At 70.0% G+C, this 21139-nt stretch carries 5 protein-coding genes; 2 read left to right on the top strand and 3 right to left on the bottom strand.

Annotated elements, in window-relative coordinates:
• Window positions 1–128 precede the first annotated feature (128 nt).
• A complete protein-coding gene (locus C662_RS00280) occupies window positions 129–16175 on the top strand; it encodes a leukotoxin LktA family filamentous adhesin (protein ID WP_002923505.1) in 16047 nt (5348 codons plus the stop codon).
• 41 nt (window positions 16176–16216) lie between these two features.
• Window positions 16217–17872, top strand: coding sequence for a ShlB/FhaC/HecB family hemolysin secretion/activation protein (locus C662_RS00275; protein WP_002923500.1), 1656 nt, complete (start codon window positions 16217–16219; stop codon window positions 17870–17872).
• Window positions 17873–17881: 9 nt separating this feature from the next.
• Here the strand turns inward: C662_RS00275 and C662_RS00270 are convergent, their stop codons facing one another.
• From C662_RS00270 to fae, 3 genes are read right to left on the bottom strand one after another with little or no spacing between them, the layout of a single operon-like run.
• Entirely contained in the window at window positions 17882–18628 is a 747-nt protein-coding gene (locus C662_RS00270; protein ID WP_232433181.1) for an HAD family hydrolase, read from the bottom strand.
• Window positions 18621–20588 carry an aminodeoxychorismate synthase component I gene (pabB, locus tag C662_RS00265; RefSeq protein ID WP_002923491.1) on the bottom strand — a complete coding sequence of 656 codons (1968 nt, stop codon included), beginning with the start codon at window positions 20586–20588 and terminating at the stop codon, window positions 18621–18623. The genes C662_RS00270 and pabB overlap by 8 nt, the downstream gene beginning before the upstream one ends.
• Before the next feature lie 10 nt (window positions 20589–20598).
• Window positions 20599–21132, bottom strand: coding sequence for a formaldehyde-activating enzyme (gene fae / locus C662_RS00260; protein WP_002923488.1), 534 nt, complete (start codon window positions 21130–21132; stop codon window positions 20599–20601).
• Between the last annotated feature and the right edge of the window lie 7 nt (window positions 21133–21139).

Below are 21139 nucleotides of genomic sequence, written 5' to 3'. Positions count from 1 at the left end.
AATCGTGAAATCGTTCCTATGATTGAAGGGTAATCACGTCCCGCAGGCCTTCGGCCGCCACGCTGCACCTGCGTCGAGACGTGTTCCACCAACACCCGCAACGGAGCGGGGCTGAGGGAGTCACAACGATGCGCAACGGACAGCAGCACATGGGTGCCGCGGATTTGCCGCGCCCGAAGGAAATTGTCTTCCACGTCACCTGCGCACTCATCGTCGCCCATGGGCTATCGCCCTGCATGGCCTGGGCGCAGGCCATCGTCCCCGACGGCCGCACCCTCACCACCGTAATGCCCGACGCGGGCGCCGCAGTGGTCAACATCCACACCGGCACGGTGCTCGGCAACGGCAACGCACTCAACTCCTTCAGCCGGTTCAACGTTGGCGAAGGCCAGGTCGCCAACCTGCATGTGCCCGACACCGCGGCCGCGCTCATCAACCTCGTCCGCGACCAGACGACAACGATCGGCGGCATGCTCAACGCAATCAAGGACGGCAAGATCGGCGGCAAGGTCTACTTCGCCAACCCGCACGGCTTCATCGTCAGCAACACCGGCGTGGTCAATGTGGGCAGCCTGCACGTATCCACGCCCAGCCAGCAGTTCGTGGATGAGTTCTTCAGCGCCACAGGCGGCGCGGAGGCAAGCTCGGCCCAGCTCGTGGCCGGCACCGCGCCGCGCAACCGCGACGCACAGGTGCGCATCGACGGCACGGTCAACGCCATCGAACAGGTCGCCGTGAGCGCGGGCTCGGTGGTCGTGGGCGGCAAGGTGTTCACCGGCGCCCGCTTCAGCGGCACCGACCCCGACTTCAAGGACGTCGTCAATGTTCACGGCCTCGACGCTGCCAGCACCGTGGCCGTCCACGACGGTCGCATCCTGATCGTCGGCGACGACGACATCAGCGTCACCGGCACCCTGTCGACACGCCGGGTCGCCGACGGCAGCGACGCCACCCTGCGCAGCGGCGCCTCGGTGGGTGCGTCGAGCGACATCAGCCTGGAGGCCCGCTCGGTCACGCTCGGCAGCGGCGCCCGCGTGCTTGCCGCAGGCGGCGCCGGCCATGCCGGCGGCGACGTCAACGTGCAGGCCGCCGCCAGCGGCGGGCTGCTCGACGTGGTGAGCGACACCCGGGCCCGGGTCGGCATCCAGGGTGCCACCGTCACAGGCCGCGACATCACGGCCACGGCGAAGGCCGAGCATGACAGCAGCCTCTCCCCCGTCGTCACCAAGACGGTCGCGGCCGAAGCCGAGCTCAACGACGCCACGCTCGAGGCGAGCGGCATGCTGGCCGTGCGCGCAGAAGCCGTCGCCACGGTGGCGACACCGGACTTCGTTCCCCTCGCGGTGGTCGACGTCGATGTTTCCGCCACTTTGAAGGTGGCCGGCAACAGCCGGCTCAGCGGCACCGCCGGCACCGAGCTGTCCGCCCGTGTCGACGCCGAACTGAGCGCACGGCCGGGCCTGCCCGACTTCGGCGAACTGCCGGGCGACGCAGGCGTCGCCGTGGTGACGAGCAACACCACCGCCACGGTCGATGTACTGGGCGACAGCGAGGTGGGCAGTGCGCTGGGCCGCAACGATCTCAGCGCCACCAACAACACCCGGGTGGATGCCGCTGTCGACGCCTCCGCCAGCGGCGACACGGCGGTGGGCGGCGCCGTCGCGGTCACCGTCGTGCGCAGCACCACCCGCGCCCGTGCAGCCGACAATGCCAGGCTGTCCGGGAAAACCGGCGTCGGCGTGCGTGCGGCCTCAACCACCCTCGTCGCCACCTCGGCCAAGGCCGCGGCAGGCGGCGCCACCGAAAAGGGCGCGGAAGAGAGCAAGACCGAGGAGACGCTGGAAACCTACAAGGACGATGCCGCCACCGCCGATGGCGGCGTCACGGTGGCTGCAGCGGTCGCGGTGAGCGACCTCGAGAGCCACACGCTGGCCGCCGTCGACGCCAGCCGTCCGCTGCAGAGCGACGGCGCACTGACGGTGGCGGGCACGGCGCTGACCCAGGCCGAGGTCGAGGCCGACGGCAGCAGCGCCGGTGGCAGTGTCGGCGTCGGTGTCGGCGTCGCGCTGAACCTCGCCCGCGTCTCCAACGAGGCGCGCGTCGCCCAGCAGGTGGAGGCCGCCGGGATCGAGGCCAGTGCGCGCACGCCGGCAGGCGACGACACCAACCTCTTCACCTCGACGGCCACCTCGGGCGCAGGTGCGAGCGACGTCGGCGTTGCCGGCGCATTGGCCATCAACGTCATCGACAACCTCACCAACGCAACGATCTCCGCGGCGGGCGACGTAGACGCGAAGAACGGTAACGTCGCCATTGACGCCGAAAACCGCAGCACCTCGAACGCCAGCGCCACCCCGGCCGAGGATGCCACCGCGAGCGGTGACACGGTGGGGGTCGGCGCTTCGGTCGCGGTCAACGTCGTCAGCAACGAAAGTCGCGCCCAGCTTGCAGACGGCGCCCGCCTGCGCAATGCCGCCGCCCTCGACGTCAAGGCTGAGGGTGACTACTCGGCCCGTACCGAGGCCGAGGCCGGCGCCGAGGGCGGCATTGCCGCCACCCCGGTCGCTGCGGTCACAGTCGCCGACAACAAGACGCTGGCCGACATCGGCAGCGGCGAAGCGGTGCATACGAGTGGCGCGGTGAGCGTCGAGGCGCGCCACGCCAGCACCACCGAAACCGTCGCCAAGGGCTCGGCGACCGGCGAGAAGGCGGCGATCGGCATCGGTGTTGCCGTCAACGTGGTCGCGGAGACGGTCAGCGCCAGTGTCGGGCGCGACCTGCACGCGGGCAGCACGATCCGCGTCGCTGCCGAGAGCCGGCATTCGAGCTCGGCCGACGCCACCGCCAGCGCCAAGGGCGGCAAGGAAGAGAAGAAGGACGGCGGCGACGACGACACGCCCGAGGACGGCGTTGACCAGGAGATCGGCCGCCAGGCGGGCTTCGCGCAGGACAAGCAGAAGGATGGCAGCGACAGCAAGACCCAGGCGCCCGACTCGGCCGAGACCAGCGAAGGCAAGATCTCGGTGGCCGCCGCAGTGGCCGTCAATTCAGCGCGGGTCAGCACCTCCGCCACGATCGCTGACGGGGTCGATGTGAGCGCGGCCGGGGCCCTGGAAGTCGAAGCATCCGGCAACACCGACGCCAGCGCGAGCGCCGACGGCAGCGCCGCCGGCAGCACCACGACGGTGGGTATCGGCGCTGCAGTCGCGATCAACAGCGTCACCAGCCACACCGCGGCCTGGATCGGCAACGCCCAGGTCCGCGCAGAGGGCATCGCGGTACGCGCGCTGATGACCGCGGTCGACAGCGACACCGTGAACAGCTTCTCGAGTTCGGCCAAGGCCGGCGCCGGTGCCGGCAAGGTCGGCATTGCCGGCGCCCTCGCCCTCAACCTCATCGACACCCGCAGCACGGCCGAGATCCATGGCGGCGCCGAGCTCGACGCCGACGGCCACGACATCGAGCTGCGCGCCGAGAGCGCGTCCGAGACCAGCGCCACGGCGCTCCCCGACGAGCCCGCCTCGGGCGGCAAGCTCGGCGTCGGCGCCTCGGTCGCACTCAACCTGTTCCGCGAAGACCTGGTGCGCGCACGGGTGCGCAACGGCGCCCAGCTGATCGACCTCGACAAGCTGCAGGTCGTCGCCGATGCGCGCAGCGACAGCAAGGCCGAAGCCGAAGCAGGCGCCGAAGGCAGCGTGGCGCTGGACGCAGTCGTGGCGCTGTCCGACCTCAAGCTCAAGACCGAGGCCATCGTCGAAGCCGGCGCGCAGATCACCGCAACCGGACCGGTCGAGATCCGCGCCAGCTCGGCAGGCGAGCACGAGGCCAGCGCCACCGGTGACGTCAAATCCGACAAGGTCGGCGTCGGCGCCTCGGGCGCGATCATCCTCAGCACCACGCACACGCTCGCCAGCCTGGCGCGCGATCTCGTCACCACAACCAGCGGCGACGACGGCAAGGTGGACATCACCGCCACCAGCACACGCAGCTACGAGGCCATCGCCAAGGCCAGCGCCGCCGGTGGCAAGGCGGAAGACGAGACCACCGCGACCGAGCGCGACAAGGCCGCCACCACCAGCACGCTAAAGGACAACGAAAGCGCCCAGCAAGGCACCGAAACCACAGGCAGCGGCAGCAAGGTCGCCATCGCGGCTGCGGCCGGCGTGCTCGTGCTCGACGACGACGCGCGCGCGACCGTTGCCGCCGGTCGCCGTCTCGAACTTGGGGGCGACCTCACACTGAGCGCGACCAGCAGCAGCGACTTCAGCGCCCGCGGGCTGGGCAACACGCTCGACGTGACCAAGCTCCAGGACAGCGCCAAGGTCGGCATCGGCGTGGGCGTCGGGCTGGCCATCACCCGCAACGACACCCAGGCCGCGATCGGCGCCGGCAGCCAGATCGTGCGCGCCGGCAACATCGAGGTCAGCGCAACGTCGGCACAGAACACCTCGCCCGGCTTCGCCTACAAGCTCGCCGCCGAGGGCGTGGCAGGCGCAGGCGCGGAGAAGGTCGGCATCGCCGGCGCGCTCGCGGTCGCCAACTCGGAATCGACCACCGAGGCATCGATCGGTGACGAGGTCCGCATCGGCGACATCGACGGCGGCACGCGAGTCGGCAACGTGCGGGTGAGTGCAGACAACACCAGCAAGCTGGCCGCCAAGGCCTGGAGCGCCGCGCTCGCCGGCAAGGTCGGCGTCGGCGCCTCGATCGCGGTCCTGGTGTCGGACAACACCTACCGCGCCTGGATCGGCCGCGAGGCCGAAATTGCCGCGATGAGCCTGGAGGTGGCAGGACGCAATCACGCCATCACCGGCCCTGCCGCCTTCGACTGGTCGCTCGAGGGCCTCAAGGACCGCTTCACCGACGCCAACCTGCAGTTGCTGCTCGGGCAGAACAACTACTACACCGAAACCATCGCGGGCGCAGGCAGCAACCAGGTCGCCGTCACCGGCGCCTTCTCGGTCAACGTGTTCGAGGACACGACCGAGGCCGGCATCGACGCCGACGCACGCGTATCGACCACTGGCGCGGTCGACCTGATCGCCAGCAACGCCTCGACCGCGAAAGCCTTCGCCGGCGGCATCTCGGCCGCAGGCAAGGTGGGCGTCGGCGTGGCCAGCGCAGACATCGCCAACGAAGGCGTGACGCGCGCCGCACTGGGCGCCGCTGCGCGCATCGAGCAATCGTCGTCGATCGCCATCGACGCCTCCAGCACCATGGACCTCGCGGTCATCGCCGCCAGCGCGGGCGCAGGCGGCACCGCGGGGGTGAGCGGCGTACTCAGCCTGATCCTCTCCGACAACACGGTCGAGGCCACCGCGGGCAACGGCAGCTGGCTGCGCAGCAACGGCGACATCCGGATCGAGGCCGCCAACACTTTCGACGCACTCGGCGTGGCCGGGGTTGCCGGCATCGGCGGCACAGCCGGCGTGGGCGTATCTGCAGGCACCTTCCTCATCGACAATGTCACGCAGGCCTGGGCCGGACAGGACGCCAACCTCGCCGCTGCCGGTCTCATCACGGTGGCCGCAGGCGCCACTCAGGACGTGACTTCGGTGGTGGTCGGCGGCGCCGGCGGCGGCACGGCGGGTGTCGCCGGCTCGGCTGCAGTCAATGTGTACAACCCGGTGACGCAGGCCTGGATCGGCAAGGATGCGCGCATCAACGCAGGCCTGGACGGCGCTGCCCTGGGCACGCGCGCGCTTGCGGTCGGCGCGAGCGCACACACCGAACTGCTGTCCATCGTCGGCACCGTCGGCATTGGTGGCACGGCAGGCGTCGGCGGTGCCGCCGACGTCGTGGTCATCGACAAGGAAACCGCAGCCTGGCTGGGTGAAGGCGTGATCGCACGTACCGGCGCCGCGCTCGACATCACCGCCGTCAGCACGGAGAAGATCCGCTCCATCGGCGTCGGCGTCAGCGCCGGCGGTACCGCCGGGGTGCAGGGCTCAGCCTCGGTGTTGGTGCTCGATGTCGCCACCCTGGCCTCGGCCGGGGCCGGCAGCGCGTTGCACTCCGAAGGCAACCTCGTCATCGCCGCCGAATCGGACAGCGACCTCGACCTGCTCGCCGGCGCCATCGGTGCAGCCGGCACCGCCGCAGTCGGTGCCGGGGCGGCGGTGGCCGTGGTGGACAAGACCACCCATGCCTGGATCGACGACGGCGCATCGGCCACCGCGCTCGGCAAGGCGGCCGCCACGCAGGTGGCGAGCGGCAACTTCGGTGTCTCATACGCCGCCACCAGCGCCGGCGCGGGCGAAGTCGCCGCGCCCGGGATCACACCCAGCAACGGCAAGGACAGCCTGGCGGGCGGCAGTCCTGCGCTCGGCAGCACCCGCAGCAGCGCCTCGCAGCTACGCGACCACCGCGGCCTGGCGGTCACCGCGGTCAACCGAGACGACATCAAGGGCTTCGCCGTCACTGGCGCCGCAGCAGGCACCGGGGCGGTGACGCTGTCGGGCGAGGTCTCGGTGCACAGTACCGACACCCGCGCCTCGATCGGCAGCATCGACGTCGCCGCGGGCACGCCCCGCAGCGGCGTCAGCATCAATGCGGACAACAGCGGCGCCGACAGCGCGCAATCGGTGCTGGTCGCCGCCGGCAACGACAGCTTCCACCTTGGCATTGCCGGCGCCCTGGCCGCCTCGGGCACGGTGGGTGTGGGGGTGGGTGCCGACGTGGCGGTGATGAAGCACGCCACCCACGCCACCATCACCGACCACAGTACCGTCAAGGCCGCGCGCGACGTCGAGGTCGCAGCCAACTCGGTGCAGGAGGTCGTCTCGGTGAGCGCCAGCCTGGGCGCATCGGGCACCGTCGGCGTTGCCGGCAGCGTGTCGGTGCTGAGCTTCGACAACCAGACCTGGGCCTCGATCGGCGATGATGCCGTCGTGGATGCTGGCGGCAACGTCGTGGTCAAGGCCGATGACGACACCGCGACCACCTTGGTCGCCGGCACCGTCGCGCTCGGCATCGGTGGCGGCGGCATCGGCGCCGGCGTCGGCATCACCCTGATCGACAAGGACACACGCGCCTGGATCGGCAACCGCGCTGTCGTCGATGGCCGCGGCCAGGGCAGCACAGCCCTCACCGCCTACTCGGGCGACGGGGTCGATCTCACCACCGCGATGCGCGGCGTACAGGTCCAGGCACGCTCGCACGAGAACCTGTTCACCGTCTCCGCGGCAGGTGCAGGCGGGCTGTATGTGGGCTTCGCCGGCGCCGCCTCGGTGGCGACGGTCGACTCGGACACCCTGGCCTACATCGGCAACGGCGCACAGATCAACACCCAGGCTGGCGCAGCGCACGACGACCAGGACGTCAACGTCAGCGCGCGCAACGATCTGCGCCTCTTCAACGTGTCGGGCGCCCTCGGCGTCGGTGCGGTGGGGATCGCCGGCGCCGTGGATGTCGGCATCATCCGCAACGACACCACGGCCTTCATCGGCGACGATGCCACGGTCAAGGCCCGCCGCGACATCGACGTCAACGCGCTCGCAAAGACCGACATCGACACCTACGTGGTGAGCGCCGCCGGCGGGCTCGGCGCGCTCGCCGGGGCAGTCGGCGTGTATTCGGTGGGCAGCGGGCTTGACGAGGACGCCCAGCGCCGCCTGCAGACCGACGATGGCAACGCCGGCAGCTACGTCGACGGCCAGGCCACCAACGGCAGCATCAGCAGCGTGCTCAATGGCTACAGCGACAGCCGCATCCGCAACGCATCGACGCGGGTCGCCACCGAACGCGCCGACACGGCGGCCAGCGCAAGCTTCACCGCCACCGAGACCCGGCTGCTGCCCGCGGGCACCGCAGCCTTCGTCGGCAAGCGCAGCACGCTGGAGGCCGGCCGCAATATCGATGTCGATGCGCGCCAGCATGTGCGCTTCGACATGCTCAACGGCGGTCTGGCAATAGGCGCCATCGGCCTGGGCGCAGGGGTTGGCGTGACCAGCTTCCGCAGCCACACCACGGCCTTCGTCGACACCGGCACCACGCTCAATGCAGGGGATGCCGGCACGGTGTCGGTATCCGCCGCGCTCGACGAGGACCTGGATTCGCTCGCCTTTGCCGGCACCGGCGGCATCCTGGCAGTGGACGCTGCCGTCGCCGTGCTCAAGTCCGGTGCGCATGTCGAGGCCCGCTTCGAGCAAGGCGTGATCGTGGAGCAGGCTGGCAGCGTGCGCGTCGATGCCGACGATACGCGCAAGCTGAGCGCCGAGACCGCAGGTGCAAGCGTCGGCCTGATCGCGGCCGGCGCCTCGGTGACCACCGCCGAGATCACCGGCCGCACGCAAGCCAAGGTCGGCAACGAGGTCCGCGTCGGCCAGACCGCGGGGCGCAGCGTCGGCCGCCTGGAAGCCACTGCGGACGCCCACCACGAGGTGTCCGCCAAGGCCCTCGCGGCCAAGGGTGGGCTTGGGCTGGCGGCGAGCGGCACGGTCGCCACCGCCACCATCGAGACGGCAGTGGGCGCCAGCACCGGCACCGACGCCCGCATCAAGGTGAGTGACGATGTGCTCATCGACGCGGACGCTGCCACCGCGGCCCATGCCAGCGCAACCGGGATCAACGTCAGCCTCGGTGGCGCCGTCGGCGCCTCGATCGCGCGCGCACGCGTGTCGCCGCAGGTCGATGCCACGGTGGGTAGCGGCAGCCGCATCGAGTCCGCCAGCCTCAGCCTGATGGCGCGCCAGCGCCTGCCCGGCGGCATCGCGCGCTCGGCCTACTCCAGCGCCTCGGGTGCGGCGGGCGGCCTGCTGGTCGGCGCCAACGCCTCGCAGTCCTTCGCCAGCAACACCGGCCAGGTGCGCGCTGGCGTGGGCGACGACAGCCTGCTCACGGTGACCGGCATCGCCACCGTGCAGACGGACAACACCAGCGCCCAGCTGGCGCACGTCTCCGGTGTCTCGGTCGGCTTCGTCGCCATAGGGGCGAACAAGGCCACGGCCAGTTCCAGCACGCTCAGCCAGGCCACGCTCGGCGACCGCGTCGGCGTAAGCGCCGGCACGCTGCAGGTCCTGGCCAACGGCAACAGCACCAACCATGCGCACGGCGTGGCTGGCGCGGGCGGCCTGGTGTCGGTGCCCTTCTCCGCGTCCTACACTTCGACCGTCGGCACCACCATCGCCCGTATCGGCAGCCGCTACAGCGCCAGCCATCCGGCCGATGCACGCATGCTCGAAGTCGGCACGCTCAGGATCGACGCGACCCAGGCGCTGTCCTTCGACAGCTGGATGCGCAACCTCAACGCCTCGCTGATCGGCGTCAGCGGCGCCAACGCGGAGAACTTCGCCTTCGGCAGGACGCTCGCCGAAATCGGCGACAACGCCAGGGTCAAGGGCGACCGTGTCGAACTCAATGCGGCAACCACGCTCACCAAGGGCGCCCCTGCCGGCCTGCTGGCCGGGTCGGGCATCTCGCGCCCGGCCTGGAACGTCGAATCGAGCTCGGGTGGCCTGGCCGACTTCCCCGCAGCCGGTAGCCAGACGCGCCTGCTCGCCGACACCCGCGCCAGGGTCGGCGCCAGCGCGAACATCACGCCGCGCGATCCGGCGGCCCTGGTCGCGGGCGTCGCCATCGACGCCGCGAACCACATCAATGCTTCGGATCGGGTCACGATGACCTCGGGCGGTGCGGTCTCCGCGGCCAGCGGGGAATCCGAGATCATCACCGTGTGCCCGGCCGGGCGCATCGTGTGCGCCACCGGCCAGACCCCCCTGGCCGCAGTCGAGGTGGCCAACGGCGCCCACATCGAGAGCGCCTGGAACATCGCCCTCGGTAGCCGTACCGTGGCCAGCCTGTCCACCCAGTCCGCGGTGGACGTCTATGGCCTCGTCGGCGTCGCGCCCGAAGGCAGCAGCGTGTCGAGCTACATCGGCAACAACCGCGTCACCATCGGTGACGCCACCCTGAAGTCGGGCAACGACATCAAGCTGTCCGCAGGCGCTGCCACCAACGGCGCGGGGAGCAGCGCATCGGCCAGGGCACGCACCGACGTCTATAACAACACGGCGATCCCGGTCAATCGCGACCCCGTCGCCGACGCCTTCGTCAACGCCGGCAGCCACCTCTCGGTCGCCGCTGGCGCCGAGATCCTGTCGGTACGCCACACTGCGCTGCATGCCGACCGCGGCTCGAACACCGCCTCGGGCGTGGGCATCGGCAAGGACATCTACCGCGAGACCCTGGCGGCGATCGCGAGCTGGTTCAGCAACCTCTTCGGCGGCGACGACGTCAGCTTCGAGACCCGCACCGGGCGCTCGGTGGTCAACCAGGACAGCAGCGTGCATGTCGACGGTCGCGTGGAGGTCGGCATCAATCGCGAACAGTGGCTGACCATTGCGCTCGACGGCAGCGAAACCCATACCGACGGGATCTCGGTGCTCGACCGGGACTTCATCGGCCTGGCAACCGACATCCTCGACCGCATCGCGATGCTCGAGGAGCTCATCCGCCAGTACTCGGTGGGCAACCCCAGCTCGGACGCGGCAATCGCCGCCGAAGCCTACCGCTCCGAAGTCCGCTTCCTCGAACGCAAGCTCGACGAGATGGGCTTCCCACGCGACCCCAGCCAGCCGGGTTTCAGCAGCGTGCCGCCGGAAAGCCCGCTCGAAGTCGCCCAGCAATCGCTCAGCGCGATGCAGGACACACGCACCGAGCTGAACGCCCAGGTCGATCGACGCAGCGCCCTGAACACTGAGCTCGCGGAGATTCCGGCCGAGATCACCGCTCTCGAGGCTGAGATCACCAGCCTGAAGACCGAGATCGAAGGATTCGAGACTGACCTGGTTGGCCTGGACCCCGACGACACCGACGACGCAGCCGAGATTACCCGGCTGAACGGCCTGATCACCGACCGCGAAGGCCAGATCGCCGTTCGCGAAGGGCTGATCACGACCAAGGAGACGCGGCGCGACGTCGACATCCCCGCGGAACTGGGCAGCATCGTCGCAGCCTACCCCAACCTGGATGCCAGGTTGACCGACCTCAACGCGCAGATCACGGATCTCGACCGCGACATCACCGCCGGGGCGTTCAGCAACGTACCCCTGGCTGGCCCGATCGCGCGCGTGCTCAAGATCAGCGACAGCGTGGCCAAGCTCGGCAACATCGACGTGCGCGGCAACCGCCTGACCGGGACCGGCGTGCTCGACGCCCCGGGCGACGCCAGCATCACCATCACCAACTACGGGCCGAATGTCCTCATCCTCGGTAACATGACGATTGCACCGAATGAAGGCGGCAAGTTGTTCTTCAATGGCGTCGAGGTCAACGCCAACGCCGACATCGCTCGCATCAACCGCGGCGCGGGCACGGCCGCCTTCTCGTCGATCACGACCGCGGAGACGAGCGGCGCCGGCGAGCCGGTGATCCTGGTGAAGAGCCTGTTCTCGCCGCTCGACATCAGCGAAGCCGAGAAGGATGCGATGCGCGCCGACGGCATCCGCCCGCTCGCACCCGACATCATCCTGCGCGGCGACATCAGCAACCTGCGCGGCCTGGTCAAGATCGACAGCGCCGCCGGCAGCATCCGCCTCGAGCAGAAGCGCAAGCCGGACGGCAGCCTGATCACACCGGTCGAAACCGCGACCATCCGCGCCGACCGTGTCGAGGTCAAGACGCGCAATGGCGACTTCGTGCAGAGCTACACCGACGGCGCCTGGCACGCCGCGGGCGAACCGCTGAAGGTCATCCCGGGCGTCCCAACCGACCCCTTCCCGGCCAACGTAGACAGCATCGAACGCCCAGCGACGGAGCCGGTGGGCGGCATCATCGCCAATGGCAGCGTGCTGATCGCGGCGCGCTACCTCAACATCAACGGCACCATCCAGAGCGGCATCGCCGAATGGGGCGTACGCATCCCCGAAGGCGCCACCGTGAGCCTGCCCGGCGGCGGCACCGGCAGCTTCGCCGACGCGCGCGACGACTACGCCTTGCAGGTTCTCGAGGGCCGGACCAGCACCGGCAGCGAGTACTACACGGTCAGCGGCGCCACGGTCGCCGGGCTCGGCAGCGCCGAGTGGGACGCCTGGGAGTCGATCACGGTGCGCTACAACGCACTGCACGACAGGCTCGAGCTGTCGGGCGTGCAGGTGCAGGGCGGCTACATCGAGCTCTTCGGCCAGATCTTCAGCACCAGCCAGTCGGGCGGCGGTCGCCTGCGCGTGCTCGACGGCTACGGCCGCATCAAGATCGACAACGAGACCGGCAAGACCCTGCTGGTCAACACACTCGATGCCGGCCTCGGCGTGAAGGGGCGCATCAACATCACCGACATCCGCGGCATCGACCCGGCGACCGGGGCGCCGATCCTGAGCGAGCCGGTTTCGCGCACCCGCGCGGACGGCGAGGCGCGCACCGGCACCCAGGGGTACGACCCGGTCAGCGGCCTGCGCTACGTGGTCACCACCGGCTACGACGAGGTGCGCATCGACGAGTATCGTTACTCGCAGACCGGCTGGTTCGGCACCGCAATCCTCAGCGGCAAGGCGCTCGACGGCTATCGCCTGCGCTCGATCGAGCGCACCAAGGACCCGCTGCTCACCGACGCCTTCCTCGTCGTCGATCCGGCGGCCGACTACCACTACCTCCCCGGCGGCCCGCGCACGCAGGAAGAGACGGTCAGCAGCGTGCTCACGCCGGGCCGCAGCTGGCGCGAGTGCAACTGGTGGTCGCTGTGCATCTCGGCGCGCTACTACCAGGAGTTCAGCGTCACCACCGGCAAGAAGTACACCACCACCGACAGCGTGCGCGGCGACTACCGCATCGGCATCGAGTACATCGGCTTCGACGAGGGACGCGTCGACATCAGTTCGGTCGGCGACGTCATGTTCAACGGCAGCGTCAACAACCGCGGTGGCAACACCACGGTCAGCAGCGCCGGCAGCCTGACCCAGAACGGGCCGTCCGCGGTATTGGGCGGACACAGTATCGACCTGTCGGCGGGCACCGGGATCGGCAGCCTGCACGCGGACGGCACACCCGACCAGGCCCTGCGCATCCGTCAGTCCGAGGGCGGCGTCGTCAATGCCGGCACCACGAGCGGGTCGATCTACCTCGAGCAGACGATCGGCGACCTCAGGGTCGGCACCATCGGCTCGGCAGCGACCGACAAGGTGGTCCTCGAGTCTGCGGGCGACATCGTCGGCCGCGACGCGAGCGCCCTCGTGCAGGCCCGCCGCATCGACCTCAGCAGCGCCAACGGCAGCATCGGCCGTCTCGACGCACTGGGCGGCGATCCGCTGCGCATCCGCAGCGGCTACACGACGAGCGAGGACGCCGCCGTGCTCGCCCGCCACGGCCTCTCGGCACAGGCGCGCGGCGACATCAACATCGCCAACCTGGCCGATCCGCTGGCCGCGCACATCTACACCGGCGACCTGCTGGTGGTGGGCGTGGAATCGCTCGGCGGTGACGTACGCATCACCACCACCGGCAGCGTGATCGACAACAACCCCTTCGCCACGGTCGACACCCGCACGGAGGACGAGCTCGCTGCGCTGTGGGACGAAATGCGCCTGCGCCAGCAGCCGAACGACCCCATCACCGGCGCTGCGCGCGGCTCCGACGCCAAGGCGCAGGAAGCGGTCGAAGCCTACGCCAACGGACGCAGCAACAACTACCGGCTGTACTGGCAGTTCCGCGTCCGCCAGGCCGATGGCGGAGCCAGCTACGACCCGACGTTCGAATACGCGCTGACCGCCACCGAGGAGCAGGCCTTGCGCGACACCGGCATGGACGCGGCCGACATCGCCGCCTTCGCCGACAAGCGCACCCAGCAATACCGCGCCCTGCACGAGGAGGTGGGCAGCTACACCAGCACCTTCGACGAGGACTTCGACTACCGCAGCCGCCTCAGCGCGGAGGAGATCACCGCGATCACCCGCGGCTCTGAATGGACCGACGCACAGTTGCTGCTATCGGTCGGCGCCGGGCTGCTCAAGGAGATCACCGACACCGTCACCACCATCAAGGCACCCAATGTCGTCGGCCGCACGGTCACCCTGGTCGCCGGCGACGACATCGGCCGCTACGGCCCGGACCAGGTCATCGACACCATCGCGGGCATCGACACCCTGACCAAGGCGCAAAAGGCAGCACTCGCCGCAGTGGAACGCGGTGACGCGATCGTGGACGACGAGGACAACCCGCGCTTCGTCACCATCCGCCAGCCGCAACCGCTCAACGTCGCCAACCGCGACCCGGACGATCCCGCCACGCTCCACGCCACCGCCGCCGGCAAGGTCTTCATCGGCTCCGAGGGCAGCCTGCGCATCGGCCAGGTCAGCGCCGGCGACGAGGTCCGCATCAAGGTCGCCGGCGCATTGCATGGCATCGACTCCGGCGCCAGCGCAGTCCACATCAACAGTGGCGGACGCATTATCCTCGAGGCGGCAAGCGGAGGCATCGGCGGCACCCTCGACGGCGACAAGCTGTTCCTGACGCCGCTCGGCATCCAGCTCAGCGACGGTGCCGGACTGATCGCACGCGCCGGCTCCGACATCTGGCTGGCGGCCTCGTCCGGCCTGTTCGTCGACACCGTGTTCTCGATCGGCGACGTGCGCCTGGACGCTTCAGGCTCGATCCTGGACTTCCAGCTCACCGAGAACCCGCTCGCCCCCGATCTCAACATCCTGGCCCGCAACGTCAGTCTCAACGCCAGCGGCGGCGAGATCGGCAGCGCGGACAACCCGCTCGACGTCGCGCTCTCCGACGAAGATGGCCGCATCTCTGCAAGCACGGAGGGCTTCGGCAACGGCGTCCATCTCAACGGCACGCTCGGCAAGTTCTTCAACATCGGCGCCGTGCGCTCGGGCGACGCGGTCGCGCTGTCCTCGGCCACCTTCATGTTCATCGACGGCCGCGTCAGCGGCCCGGGCCCGATCAGCCTCGTCGCCGGCGCGCAGATGGTGCTGACCCCGTTCGCCGACGTGCATGCGACGACGCTGGGCGTGTTCCTGAAGGCACGCGACCTGCTCATGCAGGACGCTGGCGACGGCATCCACGCAGCGCAGATGCGCGTCGATGTCGGCACGATCGACCTGCGCACCGATGGCGACGCCGTCATCACCGGCATCTTCACCGGCAACCCCACCGAGAGCGCGATCCTGATCACCGCCGGCGGCAGCGTGTATGACGGCGGCGACACCCGTCTGGACATCATCGCCAACACCGCCCCCGGGGCGACGCTCACCATCCGTGCGGGTGGCCAGATCGGCGGCAACCCGCTCGACATCGACGTACTCAACTTCAACGCCAGTGCGGGCGGGCTCATCCACATCGACTCGCCGGGCTCCCTGATCATGGGCGACGTACACGCCGAGCGCGAAATCGACATCCGCGCCGCCGGTTCGATCAGCGCCCAGTCGGTCACGAGCCTGAGCGAAGACGTGAAGCTCGCTGCCGATGACGGCGACCTGCGCGTGGGCGCCATCAGCGGACGCGACGTCGAGCTCAGCGCCATGAATGGAGACGCCGATATCGGTTCGATCGACGCCCGCAACCTCGATGTCGACGTCCCTTCAGGCAGTGTCGGCATCGGCGAGCTGCGGGCGACGGAGGTCTCGATCGGCGCACGCGACCGCATCGACGTCGATCGCCTCGAAGTCGGTCGCGACCTGCGTCTGAGTGCAGACCGTATCGTCGCCCAGGTCTTCGCCAGCGGTAGCGCCCCCATCTTCGGCGCGATCGGCGGCTACGGCGGCGGGATGGCCTCGGCCATGGACCTGACGCTGAGCGGGCTGGGCGGCTTCCACTTCGACCGCATCGCCGCCCTCACGGGCAGGATCGACATACCGGTCGGCACGCTGCAGGTGGATCAGTTCCAGGTCGGCGACCGCGTCGTCGTCACCAATCCGCAGACCCGCCTGCTGATCGACCAGCACAACTTCCGCCTGCAGGGCTACGATGCGCAGCTCTACTCCGGCGGCCCGGCCTTCGCCCTCAAGCTTGACCGCAACCTGATCGCCACCGACAGCTTTGTGATCGACCGCCGTGCCTCGCACGAGGTGCTCGGCCCCGACGGCCCGCAGCTGAGCGTGGTCGAATACACCGAGCGCGTACTGGCCGAGTTCCATCTCGCGCCGCCCGCTGCAGGGGCACCGCGCGAGGATGAGGAAGAAAGCCTGGTCAGCGTCGACGCCAACCCGGTCGCGACTGACACGGAGACGCAATGAAGCTGCACCGACAAATGCCATCCTGTGGAGAACTCGCAGCCATGAAACCCGTGCTGATCCTGGCAGCAACGCTCTGGGTGTCGCCTGCCCTGGCGCAGATCCTGCCGCCTCAAGCGGACCCCGGCGCCCTGCAGCAGCGCCGCATCGACGAGGACGAGCGCAGGCGGCAGCTCGAGCAACTCCAGCGCCAGGAGGTCACCGACCCGGTGCGCGAGACCTTACCGCCCGAAGCCCCGCGCCCGGCGGCACCCCCGGTGCGCTTCGCCGTCGGTGAGATCCGCTTCACGCCCTCGGAGATCCTCACCGAGGCCGAACTGGCTGAACTGGCGGCACCCTATGTCGGCCGCGAGATCGCTTTCGCCGACCTGCTCGAACTGGTCGACCGCATCAACGCGCGCTACCGCGAACGCAGGATCGTCACCGCACGCGCCGTCATCCCGCCGCAGGACGTCTCCGACGGTGTGGTCGACATCCGCCTGGTCGAGGGTCGCGTCGGCGACATCGGCGTGGACGGCAACAGCAGCACCGATGCAGCCTTCATCACCCGCCGCATCGGCCTCACCCCGGGCGAGCTCGTCGACCTGCCCGTGCTGGAGCAGGATCTGCGCCGCTTCAACCGCACCCAGGACGCGCAGCTGCGCGCCGAGCTGGCCGCCGGCACGCGCTTCGGCACCTCGGACCTGCGCATCCTGGTCGAGGAGCCCCCGCGCCACCTGCTGCGCCTGACCCTCGACAATGGCGGCAGCGAAGGCTCGGGCCTGTGGCGCTCCGGTGTGCAATACACCAACCGCAGCCTGCTCGGTTTTCGCGATGAGCTCAGCCTGGGCTTCGTCCGGGCCAGCGGGCAGGAAAGCTACTCGCTCGGCTACGCCTTCCCGGTCAACGCCAGCGGCGGCAGGCTGAGCGTGGCGGCCTACAGCGACGAGGTCGAGATCAAGAAGGGGCCGCTGCGCGTTCTGGACATCACCGGCCGCTCCGCCGGCTTCGTCGCCGCCTTGCGCCAGCCTGTTCATCTCGGCGAGCGCTCGCGCACCGACCTCGTCATCGGCACCAAGCACCGCGAGACCAAGAACTGGACAAGTGAAGTCTTCCTTCAGAAGACGCGCACCCGCGACGGCAGCGTGGGGATCGAGCACCAGGCCGCCGACGACCACGGCTACTGGATCGCGACCTACCACCTGAGCGCCGGGCGCGCGCGCGGCTTCGAGCGCGAGCACTACACGCTCGGCCGCGCCTTCCTGCGCCGCATCCAGGCCATCACGCCCAACTGGTCCTTGCAGGGCAGCCTGAACTACCAGCACAGCAGCGACGGGCCGCTGCCTTCGGGCGAGCAGTTGCAGCTCGGCGGCGAATACAGCGTGCGCGGCTACAAGTCCGGCGCCTGGTCGGGCGACCGCGGCTTCATCGCCAACCTGGAGCTCCATCACCCGCTCATCGCGCTCGCCGCCGAGGGCAATCGCCCCGCCCTGCGCGCCACCGGCTTCTTCTTTGCCGACCACGGCCGGGTGACGCCATCCCCTATATCAAACTCACGCCAGCCGCGCCACCGCCACCTCGGCAGCGCCGGCTGGGGCGTGCGCGCCGCACTTGGCGAGCGCGTCGACGCCCGCCTCACCTATGCGCGCGCCTTCAACCGCGTGCCTGGAGAGGAGGGTCGCCACGAGCTGCACTTCATGCTCGTAGCGCAGTTCTTCTGAACCTGCGGCTCAGGCTGGCGCGTCGATGATGCGCCAGCCGCGCAGTTCGGCGTGGGCGCGCAGACGGGCATCGGGGCGGACCGCCACCGCCTCGTCCGCCCACTCCAGCAAGGGCAGGTCGCTGGCCGAGTCCGAATAGAAAATGCTGCGCCGCGGACGCGATACGCCCCCCTGCGCCGCACTGCCGCGCAACCAGTCTTCCACACGCGCGACCTTGCCTGCGCCATGGCACAGCGCGCCGACGTAGGCCCCGCAGAAGCGACCGTCCTCGCATGCCGGCACACTCGCCAGCAGGTTGGGGATACCGAAGGCGCGAGCATAGGGACGCGCCACGATCTCATTGGTCGTGGTGACGATGCAGCACAGCGCGCCGGCCTCGAGGTGCTGCGCCACCAGGTCGCGCGCCGCCGCCGGCAGTTCGGCGCGCACCGCCGCCTCGAAGCGTGCCTGCAGGCCGGGAATCGCATCCGCGTCCACGGCCAGCAGCGTGCGCGCGGCGAAGGCATGCAGTGTCTCGATGTCGATCCGGCCGGCGACGTAGCTTCGGCACACGTTCAGGTAGGCCTCGTCGCTGCCGCCCGGCAGCACGCCCTCCGCCACCATGAAGCGCGCCCAGCGCAAGCCGCTGTCCGACGGGATGAGGGTGAAATCGAGATCGAACAGAGCGAGGTCGAACGCGCTGCGACCGGGCGCTCCGCGGTCGGCGGCCTCGTGGTCATGCTCCCCGCGTGCGCGCTGCGCGCGCCCTTCAGCCACGGTCCGCACGCGCGTGGTACTCGGCGCCATCCGCTGCCGCGGTCGTCTGCCGGGCTCGCCAGCGCTCGGCCTCGCCCGCCGCCAGGCACGCATCGAGCGTGCCGCGCAGCGCATTGGTGAGCACGATGCGCTCGGCACGCAGCAGGTCCTCCACGCGCAGCGGCTGTTCGCGCGCGGCCCACTCGGGGTCGTCGAGCACGGCGGCGCGCATGGTGCCCGGCAGCACGCCGCGCCCGGCGGGCGGGGTGAGCCATGCGCCATCGATGCGCAGGAAGACGTTGCTGCGTCCGCCCTCGGTCAAGCAGCCGTCGGCGTCGAAGAACAGCGTATCGAAGGCGCCACGGGCCTGCGCGGCGCGGATGCCCGCGTCGTAGCGCGCGCGCAGCGTCGTCTTGTGGGCGAGCAGGCCATGTACGTCCCCGATGGGTGCGGCTGCGATCAACACCTCGACCGGCCCAGGCGGCAGCGCCTCGAGCGGTGCCACCACGATCTCGAAGCGGCCGTCCTTGTGCAGTGCCAGCCGCATGCGGCTGGGCTGGCCGGGCGCAAGCCCCGCCACCTGCTGGCGCAGCGCAGCCACGATCGCCGCCCGCGGGCAGGCGAAGCCGAGCGCCGCCGCACTCGCAGCCAGGCGGGCAAGGTGGCGCTCGACATTGCGGATGCCATCCTCGCGCGTCGCGTACAGGGTCTCGAACAGGCCGACGCCCGGGTCCAGCCCGGTCAGGAAGCGCACCTTGAGCGCGCACTCCTCGAACTCCTCCTCCGCCTGGCTATCGATGACGATGCCCGCGCCTACGCCCATGCGGCCGTCCCAGCCGGCGCCCTGGGCCGCGTCGGCGCGCCGCTGCAGCGTCAGCGTGCGAATCGCCACCGACAGGCAGAAATCGCCACAGGCCTGGTGCGGACGCGTCGGCGCGTCGATCCAGCCGATGCTGCCGGTGTACAGCCCGCGCGGGGTGTCCTCCAGCTCGGCGATGATCTGCATGGTGCAGTGCTTGGGCGCGCCGGTGATCGAACCGCAGGGGAAGAGCGCGCGCAGCAGCGCGGGGAAGCCGGTGTCGTCGGGGAGCTCGGCCTCGATGGTGGAGGTCATCTGGAACACGGTCGGGTAGGCCTCGACCGAAAACAGCGCCGGCACACGCACGCTGCCCGTGCGCGCGATGCGGCCGAGATCATTGCGCAGCAGGTCGACGATCATCAGGTTCTCGGCGCGGTTCTTGGTGTCACCGGCGAGCATGCGGGCAATCTCGCTGTCGCCCTCGGCCTCGCGCGCACGCGGCGCGGTGCCCTTCATCGGCCGCGCCGACAGGCACCCGCCCCGGTTGCGCAGGAAGAGTTCGGGCGAGCACGACAGCACGTAGTCGGGTCCGGCCGTGCCCGGCGGCAGCGCGATGAAGGCACCAAAGGCCACGGCCTGGCGGGCGCGCAGCCGGCGGTAAAGGCTCACCGGCGCACCGAAGGTGCGGAAGTCCAGCCTGTAGGTGTAATTGACCTGGTAGGTCTCGCCCTCGCCGATGGCAGCGTGGATGCGCGCGATCGCAGCGCAGAAGGCGTCGTGGTCGACCGAGGGACGGATATCGAGCACGCCCGCGGGCGCCGGCGCGCGGCCATCGTTGCCATGGCTGGCTCCGGTCTCGTCCTGCTCGCGCGCAAGCAGCCAGGCATCGACGGCGTCGACGCCGAGCAGCTGCAGCTCGGCGAACATCAGCACGCGCAGGCTGCCGCCGTCGGCGGGCGCGAGCCGTTCGTGGCCGGCCTGCAGCAGGCGCGCGCCCCACTCGTAGTCGGCCAGCACCACGGCATGCAGGCCGGCACGCAGGTCGCGGTCGGCCGCCGCCCACACCGCGTCCAGCGTGGCGGGGTCGTCGCAGCGGTGCTCGCGCACGAAGCCGGTGTACAGCCGGCTGGTGGGCGCGGTGGCGGTGGCGTGGCAGTCGTCGAGCAGGGCAAAGCAGGTCATGGCGGGCGCCTCAGCTCCAGTCGTCCATGTCGTGCTTGATGGTGTGGCGGTTGGCGATCAGCTCGTCGAGGCTCGGCTGCTCGTCGAGCGCACGCCGGATCGCCAGCTTGGTCGCCTCGTAGTTGGTGCGGTACATGTCCTTCTTGTCCAGGTTCGGGTCCTTGGCGCAGCGCGGGTCGATCCACACCAGGCTGATGATGCACAGCTCGTCGGCCACAGCGCGCGGGATGATGCCCTCGATCACGCAGTCGAGCACCGCATCGGCGGTGGCCGACTGCACCACGCCGCCGAAGAGCTCGATGTTGGCCGAGTCCTTGAGCGTGACCTTGGGCACCGTGATGGTAACCGGACGCACCATCTGGTTGCAGGCGCGGATCGCGAACATGGCGGTGTGGCCCTTGCTCTGCGCCATCATGTTGGCGAAGGCCTGGCCGACCGGCCCATCGGTACGCCCGATCAGGATCTCGGGCATGGCGTCGGTGAACTGGCCTTCGGCAGCGAGCACCGTGGCTTCGCCGGCATGGAATACGTAGCGCTTGCTCATGGGGTCT

The sequence above is a fragment of the Thauera sp. 28 genome (genome assembly GCF_000310145.2).
Taxonomy (GTDB): Bacteria; Pseudomonadota; Gammaproteobacteria; order Burkholderiales; family Rhodocyclaceae; genus Thauera; species Thauera mechernichensis.
This window is presented reverse-complemented; position numbering and strand designations above follow the sequence as displayed.

Excerpts from the sequence above, each read along its gene's own strand:
- C662_RS00280 (WP_002923505.1), top strand. The coding sequence starts at position 129 with ATGCGCAACGGACAGCAGCACATGGGTGCCGCGGATTTGCCGCGCCCG.
- C662_RS00275 (WP_002923500.1), top strand. The coding sequence starts at position 16,217 with ATGAAACCCGTGCTGATCCTGGCAGCAACGCTCTGGGTGTCGCCTGCC.
- pabB (WP_002923491.1), bottom strand. The coding sequence starts at position 20,588 with ATGACCTGCTTTGCCCTGCTCGACGACTGCCACGCCACCGCCACCGCG.
- fae (WP_002923488.1), bottom strand. The coding sequence starts at position 21,132 with ATGAGCAAGCGCTACGTATTCCATGCCGGCGAAGCCACGGTGCTCGCT.